The organism is Veillonella ratti, assembly GCF_003992115.1.
GTDB classification, from domain to species: domain Bacteria; phylum Bacillota; class Negativicutes; order Veillonellales; family Veillonellaceae; genus Veillonella_A; species Veillonella_A ratti.
Window position 1 is genome coordinate 22,252 of sequence record NZ_RQUX01000024.1, and the last position, 13,885, is coordinate 36,136.

11 protein-coding genes are annotated in these 13,885 nt (G+C 42.2%); 9 read left to right on the top strand and 2 right to left on the bottom strand.

Annotated elements, in window-relative coordinates:
• Nucleotides 1-432 precede the first annotated feature (432 nt).
• Nucleotides 433-1,311: an aldo/keto reductase gene (locus EO124_RS09160; protein WP_241230701.1), complete on the top strand. Its 879-nt coding sequence runs from the start codon at nt 433-435 to the stop codon at nt 1,309-1,311.
• A 152-nt stretch (nt 1,312-1,463) separates the two neighbouring features.
• Nucleotides 1,464-2,702, top strand: coding sequence for a multidrug effflux MFS transporter (locus EO124_RS09165; protein ID WP_206512563.1), 1,239 nt, complete (start codon nt 1,464-1,466; stop codon nt 2,700-2,702).
• Nucleotides 2,703-2,906: 204 nt separating this feature from the next.
• On the opposite strand, the gene guaC is transcribed toward EO124_RS09165, so the two are convergent.
• Complete coding sequence (gene guaC, locus EO124_RS09170; protein WP_006556499.1) at nt 2,907-3,893, bottom strand: GMP reductase; 987 nt, start codon at nt 3,891-3,893, stop codon at nt 2,907-2,909.
• Nucleotides 3,894-4,199: 306 nt separating this feature from the next.
• Between guaC and thiT the strand changes: the two genes are divergently transcribed.
• The 7 genes from thiT (at nt 4,200) to EO124_RS09205 (ending at nt 12,101) form a co-directional block, all read left to right on the top strand.
• Nucleotides 4,200-4,736 carry an energy-coupled thiamine transporter ThiT gene (gene thiT, locus EO124_RS09175; RefSeq protein ID WP_127059276.1) on the top strand — a complete coding sequence of 179 codons (537 nt, stop codon included), beginning with the start codon at nt 4,200-4,202 and terminating at the stop codon, nt 4,734-4,736.
• A gap of 30 nt (nt 4,737-4,766) precedes the next feature.
• The gene (locus tag EO124_RS09180) at nt 4,767-6,062 is read left to right on the top strand and encodes a molybdopterin-guanine dinucleotide biosynthesis protein MobB (protein ID WP_164726610.1); all 1,296 of its coding nucleotides are present in this window, start codon (nt 4,767-4,769) and stop codon (nt 6,060-6,062) included.
• 53 nt (nt 6,063-6,115) lie between these two features.
• Complete coding sequence (locus tag EO124_RS09185; protein WP_127059278.1) at nt 6,116-7,408, top strand: molybdopterin molybdotransferase MoeA; 1,293 nt, start codon at nt 6,116-6,118, stop codon at nt 7,406-7,408.
• Nucleotides 7,409-7,849: 441 nt separating this feature from the next.
• Entirely contained in the window at nt 7,850-9,160 is a 1,311-nt protein-coding gene (locus tag EO124_RS09190) for a dicarboxylate/amino acid:cation symporter (protein ID WP_241230702.1), read from the top strand.
• Nucleotides 9,161-9,731: 571 nt separating this feature from the next.
• A complete protein-coding gene (locus EO124_RS09195; protein ID WP_127059279.1) occupies nt 9,732-10,331 on the top strand; it encodes a TetR/AcrR family transcriptional regulator in 600 nt (199 codons plus the stop codon).
• Nucleotides 10,332-10,354: 23 nt separating this feature from the next.
• Nucleotides 10,355-11,224: an aldo/keto reductase gene (locus tag EO124_RS09200; protein ID WP_127059280.1), complete on the top strand. Its 870-nt coding sequence runs from the start codon at nt 10,355-10,357 to the stop codon at nt 11,222-11,224.
• Nucleotides 11,225-11,255: 31 nt separating this feature from the next.
• Nucleotides 11,256-12,101 carry an aldo/keto reductase gene (locus EO124_RS09205; protein ID WP_127059281.1) on the top strand — a complete coding sequence of 282 codons (846 nt, stop codon included), beginning with the start codon at nt 11,256-11,258 and terminating at the stop codon, nt 12,099-12,101.
• A 489-nt stretch (nt 12,102-12,590) separates the two neighbouring features.
• Here the strand turns inward: EO124_RS09205 and EO124_RS09210 are convergent, their stop codons facing one another.
• Entirely contained in the window at nt 12,591-13,574 is a 984-nt protein-coding gene (locus EO124_RS09210) for a LacI family DNA-binding transcriptional regulator (protein WP_127059282.1), read from the bottom strand.
• Between the last annotated feature and the right edge of the window lie 311 nt (nt 13,575-13,885).

Below are 13,885 nucleotides of genomic sequence, written 5' to 3' on the forward strand. Positions count from 1 at the left end.
GTCCTGGCCATCCTGTTTGCTCCTGGGTGCATTCTGCACAAAAGTCGCTACACAGGATGGTCAGGGCCCTTTTGTGCCCGTGGCACCCAGTCCCATTCCTCTCTAGCCGTTATGTGAAACGGCGAAGCCCTTGATGTGGCCCTGGGCTCTAAATAAGATAAAACTCAAAAAGAGCGTTACCATCCTGTGCAGTGACTTTTGTGCCTGCGGCACCCAGGAGCAAGCAGGATGGTAACGCTCTTTCTTTTTATTTATTAAATGCAAGGCCACAGCCGGGCTTCGTCTTTCAGTATAACAATACCGTATACTGCTATGGATAACTACTATTGTACTTTAACGATAAGTTTCTATATACTTACACATGTAAGTTACGTAGAAGCGTTTACGAAGTTGTTCTTGAACGCAAGTACTTTTAACAAAAGGAGCGATATTATGACTATGAATAATTACAATGAAAAAGAAGTTATTTTAAATAATGGTGTGAAGATGCCGATTTTAGGCTTTGGGGTTTACCAAATTCCGGAAGCTGAAACAAAACAGGCAGTGCTTGAAGCGTTGAAGGTCGGTTATCGTCACATCGATACGGCACAATCCTATTTCAATGAAGCAGAAGTTGGGGAAGCAATTGCAGAAAGCGGGATTCCGCGTGAAGAAATTTTCTTAACTACTAAAATCTGGATTGATAATTATGGTTATGAAAAAGCCAAGGCATCCATTGATGAATCTTTGAGAAAATTAAAAACTGATTATGTCGATTTATTCTTATTACATCAGCCATTCAGTGATTACTACGGCGCGTATCGTGCTCTTGAAGATGCATACCGCGAAGGTAAGGTAAGAGCTATCGGTGTAAGTAATTTCTATCCGGATCGTTTAAGCGATATTGTGGCATTCACGGAAATTAAACCGCAGGTAAATCAGGTGGAAACACATCCGTTTAATCAGCAAATCGAAGCACAGGAAAATATGATTAAAAACAATGTACAGTTAGAATCTTGGGCATCGTTTGCCGAAGGCCGCAATAATATTTTCACAAATTCTGTTTTGATGGATATTGCTAAAAAATACAATAAATCTACGGCTCAGGTTATGATTCGTTGGCAGGTACAACGCGGTATCGTTTGCTTGACGAAGAGCGTTAAACCGGAACGTATGGCAGAAAACTTTGATGTGATGAATTTTGAATTGTCTGCCGATGATATGGCGCGCATTCAATCGTTAGATACGAAGACAAGCTTATTCTTCAGCCATCAAGATCCGGCTACAGTAGACTTTTTCATTAATTTGGTAAAAGAACGTCGCAATAAATAAGGTTAGTGGCGAAAAAATATGTTTTTGACAAACTGATAACAATATTTTGTTTGAAATAACTTTTTTCAAAAATATAAAGGTGTAGTTTTTAAGGGACAATGATACGATTCATTTCACATCATTGTCTCTTGTTGAGTGGGGGAGTGATAGTTATGGAATTTGTAAATAAAATGAGAAATAACTCATTTATATTTTTATCCGTGTTGGCTTCGTTAATGGCCGTTAACTCGTTATCGACGGATGTGTATTTGCCGGCTTTGCCTGCTATGACAGAAATGCTGGGGCCGGGCGCAGAGCTTACCATCAGCGGTTATTTATTCGGTTTTATGATAGCGCAACTCGTGTGGGGACCTATTAGTGACAGCATTGGTCGCATTAAACCTTTGATTATGGGTTCCGTGTTATTTGTTATCGGTACTATCGGTTGTGCGACCGCCGATACTATGACTGAACTCGTTATTTGGCGAATTTTTCAGGCAATCGGCGCCTGTGTAGGTCCTATGTTGTCGCGTGCCATGATTCGCGACCGCTATAGTCTTGCTGAATCGGCTGATAAATTATCTTTAATCACCATGCTTATGGCAGGGGCGCCGATTGTAGGTCCTTCCATTGGTGGTTTAATCGTTGAGTTTGCTTCTTGGCATATGATTTTCTGGGCCGTTGCCGTTGTGGGTGTTTTAATCGGTATCGGTACATTCTTTTTACCGGAAACATTGCCGGAAGAACGCCGTAATAAATCGGGCATTAAAAATGCTTTTAAAATTTATGGTGAATTAATTACCGACTGGGCATTTATGAAATATACATTGTGCGTTGCCTTTTTCTATATGGGGGCATACGCTATTATTGCCGGTACTCCTTATGTATATATTACATATTATGGAATTCCGGAACGCTATTTTGGGGCGTTATTTGCTATGAACGTTATCGGCGTTGTTACTTTCAGCTCGTTAAACCGTGCACTCGTTGCCCGTTATACGATGGACACATTACTTCGAGCCGCTACCTTAGGTACAATGGCAGCTGTATTATTGCTGGTTTTTATGACCTATACAAATGTGTGCGGCGTTTACGGTGTTGTTTTGTCCGTGGTTTTAATCTTTGCAACCAATGGTATCATTGCAGCTTGCGCTACTGCAGCTGCCCTTGATAAAGCGGGGGACAAAGCAGGAACCGCTGCCGCTCTTATCGGCTCTTTGCAGTACGGTAGTGGCATCGTATCCTCCGTAGCCTTAGCAATCTTCTTTAACAACACCCCATGGCCAATGGTAGGTACCGTCGTAGTATGCATGGCCATCTGTGCTTGGCTCGCTTGGAGCAAAACACCGGTTAGTGAAAACGAAGAAGACAACGATAGTGGAACAGCGGACAATGCATGCACCCAAGAATAAAAACCTCCCCAGGAGCTAAGATCTAATACGGCGATACCCTTTGCTGTGGCCCTAGATGCTAAATCAGCAGAAACGCAAAAAGACCCTATACATCCTGTGAACCGACTTTTGTGCCCGTGGCACCTAGGAGGGAACAGGATGTATAGGGTCTTTAAATTTAGTTATATAGCACTAAGGCCACAGCAGGGCTTCGCCTATTACGACTTAGCGATCCCCATTGAATATCGAATTCTTCACAATAACATAATCCACTTTTCTAATCGCGGTCAAGTTGTTACCACCCGCATAGGAGATAGAGGACTGTAAGTCTTGTTCCATTTCAGTTAAAGTATCGAAAAGGCTGCCCTTGGAAGGAATGTACATTTTTTTACCTTCCACGTTTTTACGTTCGCCTTTTTGAGATTCGGAAGCGGAACCGAAGTATTCTTTGTATGGTTTGCCGTCGATTTCCACTTCTTTTCCCGGAGATTCGGTGTGGCCTGCGAAGAGGGAACCGATCATAACGAAAGTAGCGCCGAAACGAATGGATTTGGCAATGTCGCCGTGGTCGCGGATACCGCCGTCAGCGATAACAGGTTTTGTAGCCGCTTTGGTGCACCAACGAACAGCGGATAACTGCCAACCGCCGGTACCAAAACCGGTTTTTAATTTCGTGATGCATACTTTACCCGGTCCGATGCCGACTTTAGTAGCGTCAGCGCCGGCGTTTTCAAGTTCACGAACGGCTTCAGGCGTACCCACATTACCGGCAATAACGAAGCTTTCCGGTAATTGTTTTTTAATATGCTGAATCATTTCAATAACGGAATTGGAATGACCGTGAGCGATGTCGATGGTAATATATTCAGGAGAAAGACCGGCTGCTTTAATTTCATCAACGAAATCAAATTCTTCTTTTTTTACACCAATACTGATGGATGCAAATAAGCCCTGTTCTTTCATACGTTTAATAAAATCAAGACGAGTGTGTGGAGCAAAACGGTGCATGATGTAGAAGTAATTGTTGCGGGCTAATTTTTCAGCCAATTCTTCATCAATAATCGTCTGCATGTTGGCCGGTACAACCGGTAAACGGAATGTGCGATTGCCGAGTTTTACTGAAGTATCACATTCACTGCGGCTGTTAACAATACATTTATTCGGGATTAACTGAATGTCTTCATAATCAAAAATGTTTGTTGTATTAATCATGGAAGGCCTCCTTGTAATAACATAAATATCCATTAGACATTATATAGGAAATAGAGCGCTTTGGCAAGTCTAATTCGAACAGTATGATTTATATGTCGTTTTAATGTTCGGGTTTTGTAAATACCATGTTTGCTTTTTGTAAAAACTCCGATACTTTGGGCAAAAAAAGGTATTGAGTTGATTTATACTTCGCTCTGGCGGTATAATTAAATTATATTTGCAAGCAATTGGGTAAAAAGCTTAAGGAGAATGCAAATCATATCTTTACTGTTGTTGTGATAACGACCTATGGTCGGGAGGATATTTATGGAACAAAAACAACGTACAAGAATGTTGGTGGAAGCGGGTTTATCGATTGCAATCGCATATGTATTACATTTTGTAGTCCTCTTTCAAATGCCGCAAGGCGGTTCGGTGAATGCAGCCAATTTGGTACCGCTTATCATTTTTGCCATTCGTTGGGGTGGTAAATGGGGCGTCATTACCTGTATGGCCTATGGTATCATCGACTTTTTACTGGGCTTCAAATTTTCGCTTCATTTTTTAAGCATCTTACTGGATTATATTTTAGGCTATGGTGCTATCGGTGTTGCCGGCTTCTTCGGTAATAGTCGCGGTCGCGCTATTTTAGGCGTTACGGCGGGATGTGCATTGCGCTGGGTCTGCTCTGTTGTGTCGGGCGCCGTCGTATTTGCTTCTTACGCACCGGCCGGTCAAAATCCATGGATTTATTCTATGATTTATAATGCCAGTTATATGGTGCCGGAATTAGTTATTAATATGGCGGTTATTGTACTGTTCTATAACCGTATTATGAAAGGAATTCGTTCGACGCGCGGCTAATTGTGGCTGAACGAGTTAATGGAGTTATTTATGAAACGTCTTTTAGTAGAACGTACAGATATGAACCAATTGCATGATATGGGGCTTCTCATAGTGTGTGGCGGTCAAAGTACTCGCATGGGACGTGACAAAGCATCGTTGCCTTGGCAAGAAGGCACACTTTTGACCTCGCTCATGACCAGGGCGAGGTCCTTTGCTTTTTCACATATCGTTATCGCCGGTAATCAGCCGGTCGATTTACGAACTTTACCGGGTGAACTCTATGCTATGCATCCTTTATCGGATTTAAGTGGTCGGGTACGCCTTAGTGATGCTGAATTGGCCGCCGTAGAGCCTCATGATGTGCATCGTTTGGAATGGGTCTTGGAAAACGAGCGGACCTTATCTATCTTTTTAACGGCCGATCAGGGCGAACCATGCGGCCCTTTGGGCGGCTTGGCGGTTGGCCTTAGTGAAGGGCATTGTGATGCTTATTTGGCGGTGTCGGTGGACATGCCATTATTTGACAATTTTGACTTTGGCGATGTAACAAAACTTCGTTCTCATTTGGGGAGAACCCCGGTAGATTGTATTGTGCCTACTATAAATGGCAATTTAGAACCTTTGGGGGCTTTATATAGTCAGCGCTGTCTGCCGGTTATCATAAAGTTGTTACAGCAAGGGGAACGCCGTTTGCGGGCCATTTTTGACCATTGTCCGACGGAGTATGTCGATGTATCGGCTAAAGCCTATGCCTATAAAAATGTAAACACTTATAATGAATATAAGGCGATTCGGGCTTTAGCGTATAACAGTACTCGTCAAAAACCGATTATTTCCGTGGTGGCCAGTCAGTCTAAGACGGGCAAAACCGAAGTGGCTACACGCTTAATTAAGGCTTTGGATGCCCTTGGCTATAAAGTTGGTTTTGTCAAAAGTGATGGTCATGGTTTTACCATGGATTCAGAGGGTACTGATACGTGGAAGGCCGATAACGCCGGCGCGAAGGCTGTAGCCATTGCCGGGCCTACCGGGTATGCGATTTTAAATAAAACGGAGGGGCCAACCGATTTAATGACTTTGGCTGAACAATTGCCGGTAGATATTGTGGTTATGGAAACACGGAGCCGTGGTGTAGAGCCGATTATTGAAGTGGTAACGGAGGCGCCGACGAATTTTGCAAACTGCATTACGCCGGTTGATAAATTATTGGCCGTGGTGTATATGAACGACAATGAGGCGTTTTCACAAGAAAATGTATTACCGTCAGACGGCGTAGCTGTGTTTTCATTACATGACATAGAATCATTGGCCAAATGGCTGGTAAAAGAAGTATGCTTTGATTAAGTTACTGTAGGAAGTTGTATTTTTGATTATAAAAAAGCTGAGGAGGTGACCGTATGGAAGGCATTACGGTTGAAGCGGCGCGAAGTAAATTATTGGATTTGGTAGCACAGTTACCGCCCCGAGAAACAGAGAATATTCCTTTAGAAGATGCGTTGGGCCGTGTTTTAAGCACAGAATTGACTGCCAAGACAAGTATTCCGCCATTTCGTAAGGCTCCTTATGACGGTTATGCCATTGTACATAGTGAAGGACAATCGCAGTTTACGGTTATTGCCACAATCGGTGCGGGTGAAAAATATGAAGGCAAAGTTCTTCAAGGCGAAGCTGTGCGCATCATGACGGGCGCGCCGGTGCCTGATGATTGCGACACCATTGTTATGCAGGAACGCTGTCGTTTGTGCTCCGATGATGGGATACCATTGCAGCATTCGCAGGTGCGCGACGTAATGGAACCTATGGGTTACGATATTTTAGTAAACGGCGTTATTGAAAAAGGCGAAAATATTATTCCGGAAGGTGAAGAATGCGCCGAAGGGGATATATTGATGGCCGGTGGCGTTTTATTGGATGCAGGCCGCGTGTCTGTAGCAGCCGGGCTTGGGCATCGACAATTGCCGGTATATAAAGAACCTAAGGTTGTAGTTTTAACTTCAGGTCGCGAGGTGGTACCTCTTTCAGAAACGCTGCAAGGTGCTCAAATCTACAACTCTAATCTTTACATGCTGGAAGGTTTGTTGAAAGAACAAGGGGTTACGGGTTTTAAAGCGCATCATGTAAGTGACGATCCGGATAAGCTGGATGAAGAAATTGAAACAGTTCGTCAGTTGGCGGCTGATGCGGACTTAATTATAAGCACCGGTGGTGTGTCTGTGGGCCTCTTTGATTCTATGCCCGCGATTTATGAAGCCTTAGGGGCTGAAAAATTGTATGATCGCATTTTCATGCGTCCCGGTGCGGCTTCCTATGGTGGCGTGATTCGTCGTGAAAATGGTAGTCTTACTTTCTGCTTGGGACTTTCCGGTAACCCTACAGCGGCGTATAATTGCTATCATTTGTTAGTTTTGCCTATATTGCGTAGTTTGCAAGGACGACGCGATATCATGTTACCGGTAGTTATGTTAAAACTGGGCAGTGGCATTCATAAAAAGAACCCCTTTGATCGTTATGTGCAAGGGGCGATTACTTGTGAATCAGGGGAAGCCGTGTTTATGCCGAATCGTGTATTTACTTCCAGTGCTTTATTGGGACTTGCCCACGCTAATGGTATGGCAAAATTGGAACAAGGTCAGCATAACTATGAAGAAGGGGATTTAGTGGTCGTATCGCTATTGAAGGCTCACGAGTAAATTCTTCTATGACAGCTCATCGCTAGGATTTACAAGCAAACTGTTGCTTATCAGGCTTCGATAAGGCCTATTAAAAATTCTCTTATGACAGCTCAACGATAAGGCTCAATTATCAGTAGCGATTTATTGGTATACAACTATAAAGGACATCTTCCGTGTTTTGTACATGTGACAGATGTCCTTTTTGTATAAACAATTACAAAAACGTATAATTAGTCATTCTATAGCAAATTGCAAGGAACGAAATTTTTTGATATAATGGAAAAGCTTCATGTTAATTCAAGGGTATTTCAAGCTTAGTTATAATCCATTGGAAGAAGTAAAATCAATGGTTTATAACTATTTTTTATTTTCTCCTTATTCTAAAACTATGACTTGGGATTTGCCTATCACAAGTCGAATTACCCTTGAATTAATGAAGGCTCATTTGAAATAATTTATATGTATGCGAAAAAGGAAGTGATTGCATTGGCTATGTTAAAAAAATTAAGTCTGGCTTCATGGATTATTATCGGCTTATTGGCAGGCGTTATCGTGGGCGGCGTCGCTCCGGAGTTTGCCAAAAGTCTAAAACCATTGGGCGATGTATTTATCCGTATGATTAAAATGATTGTGGTACCGCTCATTTTCAGCTCCTTGGTTATGGGTATTGCCGGAACCGGTGATTTTAAAAAACTCGGACGTTTGGGTGGTAAAGCGATTTTATGGTTCGAATTTGCTACCAGTTTGGCATTGATCGTAGGCTTATTTGCCGTTAATGTCATGGAACCTGGCGTTGGCGTAGCTTTAACGCAAAACGGTGCTTCCGAAGTAGTAAATAAAGCGGCTTCCGCTCATGGTATCGACCATATCGAAATGCTCGTTAACATCGTACCGACTAATATCGTAGATGCTATGGGGCGTGGCGATATGCTCCAGATTATCTTCTTCAGTTGTTTATTCGCCATTGCCGCGGCCAGCACGGGTAAAGACGGCCGTCAAATTATCGATTTATCCAAAGATTTGGCACATATTATGTTCAAAGTCACTCATTATATTATGTACGTGTCGCCAATCGGTATTTTCGGCGCCATCGCCTACACGGTAGGTGAATTCGGTCTCGGTATGTTATTACCGCTTTTAAAACTCGTTCTTTGTTTATACTTAGCCTTGATTCTATTCTTGGTAATCGTAATTTCCATTGCCTCGTTTTTGACAAAAACCAATTTATTCCCACTCTTAAAAGTGTTAAAAGAACCATTGGTATTGGCTTTCTCTACGGCAGCCAGTGAAGCGGCATTGCCGATTGCCATGGAAAAATTGGAACGCGCCGGTCTGCCTAAACACATTGTAAGCTTCGTGTTGCCTTTAGGCTATACCTTCAACTTGGACGGCTCCACCTTATACAGCGCCTTGGCTGTTGTCTTCATTTCACAGGTTTACGGCATTCCGTTCCCATTGGAATTACAGTTGTTGATGCTTGTGACCTTGATGCTTTCCACAAAAGGCATTGCCGCGGTACCGGGGGCATCCTTAATCGTTATCGCCGGTACGGCTGCCGCTTTCGGTTTGCCGGTTGAGGGCATTGCCATTATCCTTGGTGTTGACCGTATTCTTGATATGGCTCGTACCTTCTGTAACGTAACCGGTAACTGCGTGGCCGCAGCCGTTGTGGCTCGTTGGGAAAACGAAATCTCTGCTGATGACTTGGCTAAACGCATGAAAGAACCGTTTAGCGAGGAAGAATTGGAAGGCGCTTTCGAAATGAAATAGTTGTCGGTGCGGTAAACGGCCCAAGTGACATCTGTTGGCTCGGATATTATCTCATTAAGATTATTATACAAAAAAAGATAGTCCATCCTGCTCTCTGGCTCTATAGAGCAAAGTTCGCTGGATGGACTATCTTTTTTCGTTTTTATATCATCTCAGAAATTCCTTAATATCCGAGCCTCTTAGTGCATGGGGCCGTTTCCAAGCACCGGCACCGTATTTACATTTCTCAGTGGAGGGAAGGGGACACCTCTACCGCGTGAGATGATAATACGCTGCCGGTGATTGTAAAAAGCGTATTGTATCTTAATTTGTTGCTGTGTCGCAATGAATACGGAGTTTTGATGCGTGAGAAGCCCATAGTCCTAGCTAGCGACTTTTGCTCTGAAAGAGCCCAGGAGCAGATAGGACTATGGGCTTTTTACGACCCAAAGCAGGTTATTGCGACTGCAAAATAAAGATATCGTTGCTTTTTACCTCACCGACAGACATTTTATTGAATTAAATTCATTGACTTGTATTCAGTGAATGTGATACAATGTACATATAGTTCGAAAAGATTGGATGTGATGATATGAATAACCGGCAGTTGGCTGCATTAGAGACTAAGAAAAATTTATTGGCAGCGGCTAAGAAGATTATTAGAGCGAAAGGTCTTGTTAATACTTCAGTGGCGGAGATTGCGAAGGCCGCAGGCGTTGCCAACGGCACGTTTTATACATATTTTAAACGTAAGGAAGATATAGTATATGAACTGAGCCTTGAAATATATGAAGAACTTATAGATAGAGCTAAGAATTTTGAAGGCACATTTTTAGAACGACTGACATTTTTTATGACAAGTTTTTCTGCGGATATTGAAAAAAGCAGCTTGAAGCTTTGTCAGGAATGGGTCCGTAATACGGTGAATCCGAATTTAGTCGAAAATCCTGAACATCGCAATAAAATCTATATGGATATAAACACAGTGAAGTCTTTATTGGAAGGTGGTGTTGCTCGCGGGGAATTGAAGGACGATACGCCGGTAGATGTTTTGGCGCATACAATTATAGATATCTTGTACGGTCAGATGCTTTGCTGGGATATGACTGACGGTGCCTATAGTTTTGAGGAAAGAACAAAAGAGTTTTGTAATATATTTTTAAAATCGTTAATGACACCTTATATTGTGTAAAAGATTGAAAAGGAGAGAGAATTATGACTACAAAAATTCCTACAGTAACATTGAATGACGGCGTGAAAATTCCTGTATACGGTTTCGGTACGTTCCAGATTCCGGCAGACGGCAGCACGTATAAAGCTGTGCGCGAAGCCTTAGATTTAGGCATTCGTCATATTGATACGGCGGTTGCGTATTTTAACGAACATGAAGTGGGGCAGGCTATTCGCGAAAGCGGTATTCCTCGTGAAGACATTTTTTTGACAAGCAAACTTTGGCTCCAAGATTATGGCTATGAAGCGGCTAAAAAAGGCATTGAAACGTCCCTTCGTAAATTAGGTCTTGATTATATGGATTTATATTTGATTCATCAGCCATACGGCGATGTGCCGGGGGCATGGCAAGCCATGAAAGATGCTAAAGCGGAAGGCAAGATTCGCTCCCTTGGTGTAAGTAACATGACACCTAAAATTTGGAATCAATTTGTACCGCAGTTTAAAACGATGCCGTCTGTTAATCAGGTAGAATTCAATCCATATTATCAACAAAAAGATATTCGCAAAATTATGGCAGAACACGATGTTAAATTGGAAGCATGGGGCCCACTAGGTCAGGGGAATGCTAATTTGTTGAAGAATCCTGTGATTACAAAAATTGCGGATGCTCATGGTAAAAACGCCGGTCAGGTAATACTTCGCTTTGAATTGCAAGAGGGGGCTATTGTTTTCCCTAAATCCACGAATCTGGAACGCATCAAGAGCAATATGGATATTTTTGACTTTGAATTGACTGAGTCCGAAATGAATGAAATGCGTGGCCTTGATACCGGTAAGGGCGTGCACAACCCTGATAATGAAGGGGTGGCTGAGTTTTTACTTGCCAACTATGATGTGCATGCCAATGACTAATTAATATTTATATAGATTAAGGAGAAAAATTATGGAATATAGAGAGTTATATAATGGTGTTAAAATTCCGATGCTTGGCTACGGTGTTTTTCAGATTCCTGACCACGAAGAAGCTAAAAAATCAGTGGCAACGGCTTTGAAAAACGGCTATCGTTTAATCGATACGGCTCAGGCTTATTTGAATGAAACGGCTGTTGGGGAAGCGATTAAAGAAAGCGGGATTCCGCGTGAAGAAATTTTTATTACCACGAAGGTATGGGTTCAGGACTATTCTTATGAAAAGACGATTAAAGCGGTTGAATTATCATTGGAACGTCTTGGCGTAGATTATATCGACCTCATGTTACTTCATCAGCCAATCGGCGATTATATTAATGCGTGGAAAGCACTCGAAAAGCTCTATAAAGAGGGCAAATTGAGAACTATCGGTATGGCAAATTGCTATCCGCACGTAATTGCCGATCTTTGTTTGACATTTGAAATTAAACCGATGATTAACCAAGTGGAATTACATCCGTTTTTCCAACAACAACTTAACCTTGATACGATGAAGGAATACGGGGTTGTACCGGAAGCTTGGGGACCTTTTAATGAAGGTAAACGCAATTTATTTACCGATCCGATTTTGACGGCCATTGGTAAAAAATATAATAAAACCGCGGCACAGGTGGCTTTGCGTTGGAATATTCAACGTGGCGTTATTGTAATTCCTAAATCGGTACGTGAAGAACGCATGCAGCAAAATATAGATGTCTTTGATTTTGAACTTTCTCAGGAAGATATGGATCAAATCAAGACAATGGACATCGGTCACAGCGAAATCGTAAACCACTTTGATCCTGAATTTGTGAAGATGTTGCATAATCATAAAGTATGATAGCCGGCCGTGAGGTAAAAAGCTATCACACAGTAATTTTTCGGTTGCAGTAATACATTGGGACTTAAAAATCCCCCTACCTATCTACTCCTGGGCTCTTTCAGAGCAAAAGTCGCGAGATAGGTAGGGGATTTTTTCGTTGTTATCATAAGCATTTACTGCTGTGCCGAAAAATTACATCTGCAAAAAGTTTTTTCCAATCACAGTCGGCGTATTTATACTTAATTCGTGGAGGAAAATTTTTCTGTTTCTCTCTCCACCACAGCGAAATAGTTTCTACGCTGCCGGTGTCTGTAAAGAGGCTCAAGGCAGAAGGGGCTCGGATATTTTGTAATTTCTGAGATGATGTAAACACGAAAAAAAGATAGTCCATCCAGCGAACTTTGCTCTATAGAGCCAGAGAGCGGGATGGACTATCTTTTTTCGTATACAATCTCTATTTATTAATATCCGAGCCTATGATGATTGAGCCTTTTAGCACACCGACAGCTAGAAACTGTTTCTATGCTTAAGTTTTGCCTCAAATCGATAGGTTCTCGGTAGATCGGAGGCATTGCCACTGTCTAGGGCAACACAAAGGTCTACGGCTTTTTGACAAAGTAAATCTAAGCGGTTGTCCAGACTGGTGAGCGTAGGGGTAGCGCATTCGGCCAAAACGGAGTTGTTACAACCGATAACGGGCACGAGGGCATTATTAGTGAGGAGTGTTCGCTGAGCACCGACGGCGAGTAGGTCTTCTGAGGTTATAATGGCATCGATGGGTACATTGTTTGCCAATAGCTCGCTGACTGTCTCATCGGCGGCTTCCAAAGAGCGGGGGATTTGCCGCAAGAGTTGTTCACTTTTATTTAAATAACAGTGGGCCACTCCTTTTTTGTAGCCGTTTAATTTTTGACGACCACTGTGATTGAGGGAGTCGTAAAGATAAACGATGGATTCACAACCTTTGGCGGCCAATGCTTGAACGGTTTTAAAAATACCTGTTTCTTCATCGCAACTGATGCTGTAGCCGGTGGGTAGGTGGTAGTCACTGTTGATGGTGATGATAGGCGTGGCTTGCGCCAGCGTTTTGAGATATTGAATATCTTCTGATGTATAAAAGGGACTACCGATGATAATAATGGCGTCTACGTATTTATTTTTTAAGGCTTCTAAATAGGCTTGCTTGCTATGGGAACTGGTGCCGGTGCAAGAAAGAACGATATCGAAGTTGTGACTGCGTAGCTCATTTTCCAAAAGGGACACGGCTTTCGCATAGAAGGCGTCGCCTACATCACTGCATACGACACCGATAACGCGCATCGAGTTAAGTGTTAAACCGCGGGCAAACGGGTTGGGCGTGTAATTAAGTTTTTTCATCGCTTGCACGACTTTTTCGCGTGTTTTGGCACTCACGGTTTGACTGCCGTTTAAGACGCGTGAAACCGTTGCAATCGATACATCGGCTTCTTTGGCAATATCATAAATAGTCATTTGTCTACCTCGGTTGTAAAAAGAATTCAGGATAGTATAGCAAATTTAGAAAAGATAGGCAAGGGGTTATGTGCATAAAACTCATATTGACTAGTTGGTACACGCATTATTATACATAAAATGCAATTTAAGCATTTTTACTATACATCAATGACAAATGGTGCTATAATCGGTTACATAAAATGTAAGCGCTTACAAAATAAGCGCAAAAGCAGCTATTACGTTAATAATGATGGATCTTATGAACGTATAATTATCGATTTAGTTAAAAATTAATTAAAATATTAATTTAATAATTTAGCTAAAAAATT

Coding starts and splice junctions, on each gene's coding strand:
- EO124_RS09160 (WP_241230701.1), top strand. CDS start 433: ATGACTATGAATAATTACAATGAAAAAGAAGTTATTTTAAATAATGGT.
- EO124_RS09165 (WP_206512563.1), top strand. CDS start 1,464: ATGGAATTTGTAAATAAAATGAGAAATAACTCATTTATATTTTTATCC.
- guaC (WP_006556499.1), bottom strand. CDS start 3,893: ATGATTAATACAACAAACATTTTTGATTATGAAGACATTCAGTTAATC.
- thiT (WP_127059276.1), top strand. CDS start 4,200: ATGGAACAAAAACAACGTACAAGAATGTTGGTGGAAGCGGGTTTATCG.
- EO124_RS09180 (WP_164726610.1), top strand. CDS start 4,767: ATGAAACGTCTTTTAGTAGAACGTACAGATATGAACCAATTGCATGAT.
- EO124_RS09185 (WP_127059278.1), top strand. CDS start 6,116: ATGGAAGGCATTACGGTTGAAGCGGCGCGAAGTAAATTATTGGATTTG.
- EO124_RS09190 (WP_241230702.1), top strand. CDS start 7,850: ATGTATGCGAAAAAGGAAGTGATTGCATTGGCTATGTTAAAAAAATTA.
- EO124_RS09195 (WP_127059279.1), top strand. CDS start 9,732: ATGAATAACCGGCAGTTGGCTGCATTAGAGACTAAGAAAAATTTATTG.
- EO124_RS09200 (WP_127059280.1), top strand. CDS start 10,355: ATGACTACAAAAATTCCTACAGTAACATTGAATGACGGCGTGAAAATT.
- EO124_RS09205 (WP_127059281.1), top strand. CDS start 11,256: ATGGAATATAGAGAGTTATATAATGGTGTTAAAATTCCGATGCTTGGC.
- EO124_RS09210 (WP_127059282.1), bottom strand. CDS start 13,574: ATGACTATTTATGATATTGCCAAAGAAGCCGATGTATCGATTGCAACG.